The organism is Microbacterium testaceum, assembly GCF_003075375.1.
Taxonomy (GTDB): domain Bacteria; phylum Actinomycetota; class Actinomycetes; order Actinomycetales; family Microbacteriaceae; genus Microbacterium; species Microbacterium testaceum_E.
This window is the reverse complement of the sequence record NZ_QDFT01000082.1, coordinates 1-5,466: the sequence shown is the minus strand read 5'-3', so window position 1 is coordinate 5,466 and position 5,466 is coordinate 1. Positions and strand designations below refer to the sequence as shown.

Sequence of the window (5,466 nt, the reverse complement as noted above, 5' to 3'; positions counted from 1 at the left end):
CCACCGAGCCGCTGGTGATCCCGCCGCTCCCGCGCGGCGTCGTGCGCGTAGGGCCGGTCACCACGGTCCGCAGCGATCCCGTGGGCCTGCTCCGGCGCGAGCACGCCTTCGACGACGTGCACGATCTCTTCGTCCATCCGCGAACGGTCGTCCTTCCGTCGACCAGCGCGGGCCTCGTCCGCGACCTCGAGGGAAGCGCCACTCGCCGCCTGGTCGACGCCGACATGTCGTTCCACGCGATCCGCGAGTACGTCCCCGGCGATTCGCGGCGGCAGGTGCACTGGAAGTCGACGGCGAAGACCGGTCGGCTGATGGTGCGCCAGTACGAGGAGTCGCGTCGTTCCCGCATGGCGGTGGTGCTCGCCGCCGCCACCCCCGAGTACGCGGATGCCGACGAGTACGAGCTCGCGGTGTCGGCGGCCGCTTCGCTGGGGCTGCGCGCGGTCCGCGACGCGCGCGACATCGACATCGTCACCGGCTCCGAGATCCCCCGTGTCGTCAAGGGCCGGCTGCGTGCCATCCGGCACGTGCCGGTCGTATCGCCCCGGGCGATGCTCGACGGTTTCAGCGGACTCGACCGCCATGACAACACGATGGCGGTCGAGGACGTGTGCCGTTTGGCGTCCGAGGCGAACGAGCGCCTGTCGATCGCCTTCGTGGTGGTGGGTTCGGCCGTCCCGCTCGCGCGCCTGCGGCAGGCCGCTCTCGCGTTCCCGGCGGATACCGCGGTCGCCGCGGTCATCTGCGACGAGCGCGCCCACCCCCGGATGCAGAGTGTCGCCGGACTGACGGTGCTGACCATCGGCACCCTCGACGACCTGTCGGGCCTGCTCGTGCGGGGAGCGACCGCGTGAGCGCTCGCCGCGACCCCCGCCCGCCCGCGCGCCGGCGCGACGCCTCCGTTGCGCCGCGGTGGAGCGCCGCGGCGGTGTACACGGCGATGTGCGTGCTCCTGGCGGCGGTCGCGGCGTGGCCGGTCTACGCCTCGGCGGCTTTCCCGGTGCTCGTCGTCGTGGCATCCCTCACCGGGTCGGGCCTGGTCGCGCTCATGGCGTGGCGGCGGTGGGGCGGTTGGGTCCTGGCCGGGGGCCTGCTGATCGCCTTCGCCGCTCTGTGCGTCCCTCTCGCCGTACCCTCGCGCCTGACTTCTCCGCTCGACGTGCTCCGCGGTCTCGGAGAGTCGTTCGGGGGTCTCCTCGTGGCGTGGAAGGATCTCGTCACCGTCGACCTTCCGGTCGGCACCTACCGGAATCTGCTCGTCCCCGCACTGGTGGTCTTCCTCGTCGGCACCGCCCTGACCCTCGCGCTCGCGGTGCGGACGGACCGTCTCGCGGTCGCTGCGGTCGTCCCGGGGCTCGCGATGACCGGGTTCGGATTGTTCTTCGGCCGCACGGGGACGAGTGCCCCGCTCGCGCTCGGACCGATCGTCCTGTCCGCGCCGGTCGAGACGGGGGTGGGCCTGGGCGCCCTGCTCGCGGCGGTGCTGTGGCTGTCGTGGCGCGCCCGCGACGAACGCGGCCGGGCCCTGGAGCGGGCGAGCGAGGTGTCGGCCGTCGCGGTCGGTCGCGGTTCCTCGGCGACGGACCGCCGCCGACATGCGCTGGGCGCCGGGATGCTCGTGGTGGCCGTCGTCGCGACGGTGACGGTGGTGCCCGCTCTTGCTCGTGACGCGGATCGTCAGGTCCTGCGGTCGGCCGCGGGCCCCGAGCGGCAGATCGCCGAGGCGGTCAGTCCGCTCGCCGAATACCGGTCGATGTTCTCCGATGCCCGCTCCGACGACGTCCTGTTCCGGGTGAGCGGCGGAGACGCCCTCCCCGAGCGCATCCGCATCGCGACACTCGACACCTACGACGGAGAGGTCTTCCGCGCCTCCGGCGACGAGGGTGGCGGTTTCGTCCGCCTCCCCTCCTCCCGGGACGCCGGTCAGGGGCGTGCCGTGCAGGCCGACATCGACATCGTCGATCTGAGCGGGATCTGGATGCCGACCGCCGGTCGGCTGTCGTCCGCGGCGTTCGAGGGGGACCGCCGAGCGGTCCTCGCCGACCGTTTCTATTACAGCGCCGACGCCGAGGCGGGGGTGCAGATCGCCGACGGCGGGCTGCGGAACGGTGACGCGTACCGCCTGTCCGCGGTGGAGCCCTCGACCGAGGACCTGACGGCGCTGCGTCCGCCCGGGGACGCCGCGGGGAGCGCCGGCGGCGACAACCTGCGCCGGTGGGTCGAGGAGCACGCCGCGGGCTCCGACGGCGCCGCTCTGCAGGCGCTGGTCCAGCTGCTCCGCGAGCGCGGGTACCTCAGTCACAGCCTCGCCCCCGAGGGGGCGGCGCCCCCGGCGTGGACGGCGGACCTGCCGGGGTACCAGCTGCAGCCCAGCGCGTCCGGCCACTCGATCGCGCGCGTCGACCGCATGTTCGAGCGGCTCCTCGAACGCGAGGACGACCCGCGCGCCGCGGCCTCCGACAACTATGTCGCGGCGGTCGGCGATGACGAGCAGTTCGCCGTCGCCACCGCGCTGATCGCGCACGAGCTGGGGTTCCCCGCGCGCGTGGTCGTGGGGACGCGCCTCTCCTCGGCGGACAGCGCGCTCGCCACCTGCGAAGCGGGGGAGTGCCGGGCGCGCGATCTGAGTGCCTGGACCGAGGTGCGCGGTGACGACGGACGGTGGGTGGCGGTCGATGTCACTCCGCAGTACGAGAAGTCGCCGAGTCTCGAGGTCACGCAGCAGCAGGATCCCGAGAACGTCACCGAGGTCCGACCCGAAACCGTCGACGAGGTCGTCCCGCCGGAGCCGGTGCAGGAGGACAACTCGCTCGACGACGATGCGCGGACGGACGACTCCCTCGACCTGGCATGGCTGTGGTCGGCTCTGCGGATCTCCGGGGTGGTGCTGGCCATCCTCCTGATCCTCGTCGGTCCGTTCCTCGCCGTCATCGTGGCCAAGAGCGTCCGTCGCCGAGGCCGTCGTCGCGACCCCGACCCGCGTTCCGCGATCGCGGGCGGCTGGGACGAGTACGTCGACGCGGGCGTCGACTCCGGCCGATCGGTGCCCCGTTCGCCCACGCGCCGAGAGGTCGCCGCGGCCTTCGCGACCCCGTCGGGCGTGCGCCTGGCCGACGACGCCGATCGCGCCGTCTTCTCGTCCGCCGACGTCGGCGCGGACGAGGTCTCGGCCTTCTGGCGGATCGTCGACGAGGAACGGCGCGCAATGACCCGTCAGCGAGGCTTCTGGCGTCGCGTGCGCGCGGCCCTATCGTTGAGATCGTTCCTGCGGTTCCTCGCCCCGCGCCGTTCGCGGCGGGGGACGCCGCACCGCGACGAGAGGGGGAAGCGTCCCACCGCACCGGGGGGTCGCGAGACGACATGACCGAATCGACCATGGTGGTTCTGCAGGCGACGTCGTTCGCCCTCGTCGTCGTGCTGTACGTGTGGTTCGCCCTCGCGCTCGCAGCCGTGTTCGCCAAGATGGGGGAGCCGGCGTGGAAGGCGTGGGTCCCCGTCTACAACGTCGCGACGATCCTCCGCCTCGGCGGGTTCTCGCCATGGCTGGTGCTGCTCAACATCGTCCCGATCTTCGGCCTCATCGCCTTCGTCGCGGTCTACATCGTCGCGGTGCACCGCATCACGACCTCCTTCGGAGCGGGGGCGGGCATGACGGTGGTCGGAGCGCTGTTCCCGATAGTATGGGCGAGCATCCTCGGCTGGGGCTCTGCGCGCTGGGAGGGTGGCATCCGCCGCTCCGAGGCGCCGGATGAGGAATCCGCCCCCGTCCGGCGCGGACGCGACTTCGACGGCCCCTACGTCCCCCTCATCGGCGGATGGACGCCGGGCCCGGCCGTGAGCTCCGAGCCGTCGGACGTCGCGCGGTCCCACGACGCGGCCTCCGGTCTCGACGATCTCGGCTTCGCGAGCGAGCGCGCCGAGGATCGGGCCGACCAGCGGCCCGCGGCCGTCTCCGAGCCGGTCGTGCTGCCCTTCGCCGCCCCCACCGGCTCGCTCGCGGACGCCGTGCCGTCCGCCAGCGACTGGGCGCCGCCCGCGGACCCGCGGCCGGTCACGCCCCGCGACGACGTCGCTCCCGCGCCCGCCGCGGCGCCCCCGACCGCCTCGGTGTTCGACGTCCTCGACGCCCTGCGGGATCGCTCGCCCGCAGAAGAGGCGCAGCCCGCTCCTGCCGCTCCCGAGCCGGCCGTCGAGTCCGAACCCGCCACCCGCGCCCTCCCCGTCACGCCGCCGACCGCCGCGGATGCGCCGTCCTGGTCGGCCCCCGCACCTGTCCGTGAGGCGCATAATGCGCCGCAGGCCGCCGCGGACACCGACGGATCGGCCGAGGTCGTCGCCCCCTGGATCACCCCGCCTCGGCGCACGACGGCGGCCGATGCGCCGATCGCGGACGTCCCCCTGACCCGGCCCGCCCCCGAGCCGGCGGTGGCGCCACGCGCCCCGTTGTCGAGCCCCGGCGACGAGTTCCCCGAGCTGTCCGAGGCCGTCTCGGCCGTCTCCGAGAACCCGGATGCCGGCTCCCCCCGCTCCGCCCGCACCTCGGTGTCGTCGCTGTACACGCAGCCCGAGGTGCCCCCCGTCGCCGAGGACGACTTCGACGCACTCGACCGCACGGTGGTCACTCGACGAAAGCGCATCCCGTGGGCGCTGGTACCGCCCACCGGCGGACCCGTCGATCTGACCTCGCCCGTCGTGATCCTCGGTCGGCGCCCGAGCCCCGATCCCACCTTCCCCGATGCGCAACTCGTCGCGATCAGCGACGAGACGCGGACGGTGTCCAAGACGCACGCCCGCCTCGAGCTCCGCGGCGACACCTGGTACGTCACCGATCTCGACTCGACCAACGGCGTGCTGTTCGCCACCCTCATGGGCACCGAGGTCGAGGCGCCCCCGGGCGAGGAGATCGAGGCGGGGGAGCGGTTCTTCCTCGGCGACGCGGAGGTGCGCCTCGCCCGGAGCGAGGCGTGAGCGGACCCTACGACCGCGCGGATGACCCGGACGAGGTCACCCTGTGGGCGGGGCGCCTGCGCGCGTGGCCCACGCCGCCATCCGCGGTCGATGACGTCGACGACGACACGGTGGTCTCGCGTTCCGTTGAGCCGGATGGCGACACGGTGCTGTCGCGTGGCGCTGACCCGGATGACGACACGGTGCTGTCGGCGGGGGAGTCCGCCGCGGCCGGCACGGTGCTGTCGCGTGCCGCTGAGCCGGATGACGACACGGTGCTGTCGGCGGGGGAGTCCGCCGCGGCCGGCACGGTGCTGTCGCGTGCCGCTGAGCCGGATGACGACACGGTGCTGTCGGCGGGGGAGTCCGCCGCGGCCGACACGGTGCTGTCGCGTGCCGTCGAGCTCGTAGAGGACGAAGAGGCGGATGCCGAGACGACCGCGCCCCGCCGCGCCGCTCCGGCCGCACCCGACGCCCAGCCCCTCGATGCGGCGTCGCGGGCGGGTCGCCTCGTCGATA

Annotated in this window: 4 protein-coding genes; all 4 read left to right on the top strand. The window is 73.7% G+C overall.

All coding sequences use genetic code 11. The features are described 5' to 3' along the window. Positions 1-854: DUF58 domain-containing protein (locus tag DC432_RS15755; protein ID WP_133177976.1), on the top strand; the 854-nt coding region annotated here is incomplete at its 5' end. Beyond that, positions 851-3,364: a DUF3488 and transglutaminase-like domain-containing protein gene (locus tag DC432_RS15750; protein ID WP_243393181.1), complete on the top strand. Its 2,514-nt coding sequence runs from the start codon at positions 851-853 to the stop codon at positions 3,362-3,364. The genes DC432_RS15755 and DC432_RS15750, both read left to right, overlap by 4 nt. Then, positions 3,361-4,968 (top strand): DUF5684 domain-containing protein, encoded by a 1,608-nt coding sequence (locus tag DC432_RS15745; RefSeq protein ID WP_116538646.1) that lies wholly within the window; start codon positions 3,361-3,363, stop codon positions 4,966-4,968. Before DC432_RS15750 ends, DC432_RS15745 begins: the two co-directional genes overlap by 4 nt. After that, a partial coding sequence (locus DC432_RS15740; protein ID WP_243393180.1) for a hypothetical protein occupies positions 4,965-5,466 on the top strand: 502 nt, incomplete at its 3' end. The genes DC432_RS15745 and DC432_RS15740, both read left to right, overlap by 4 nt.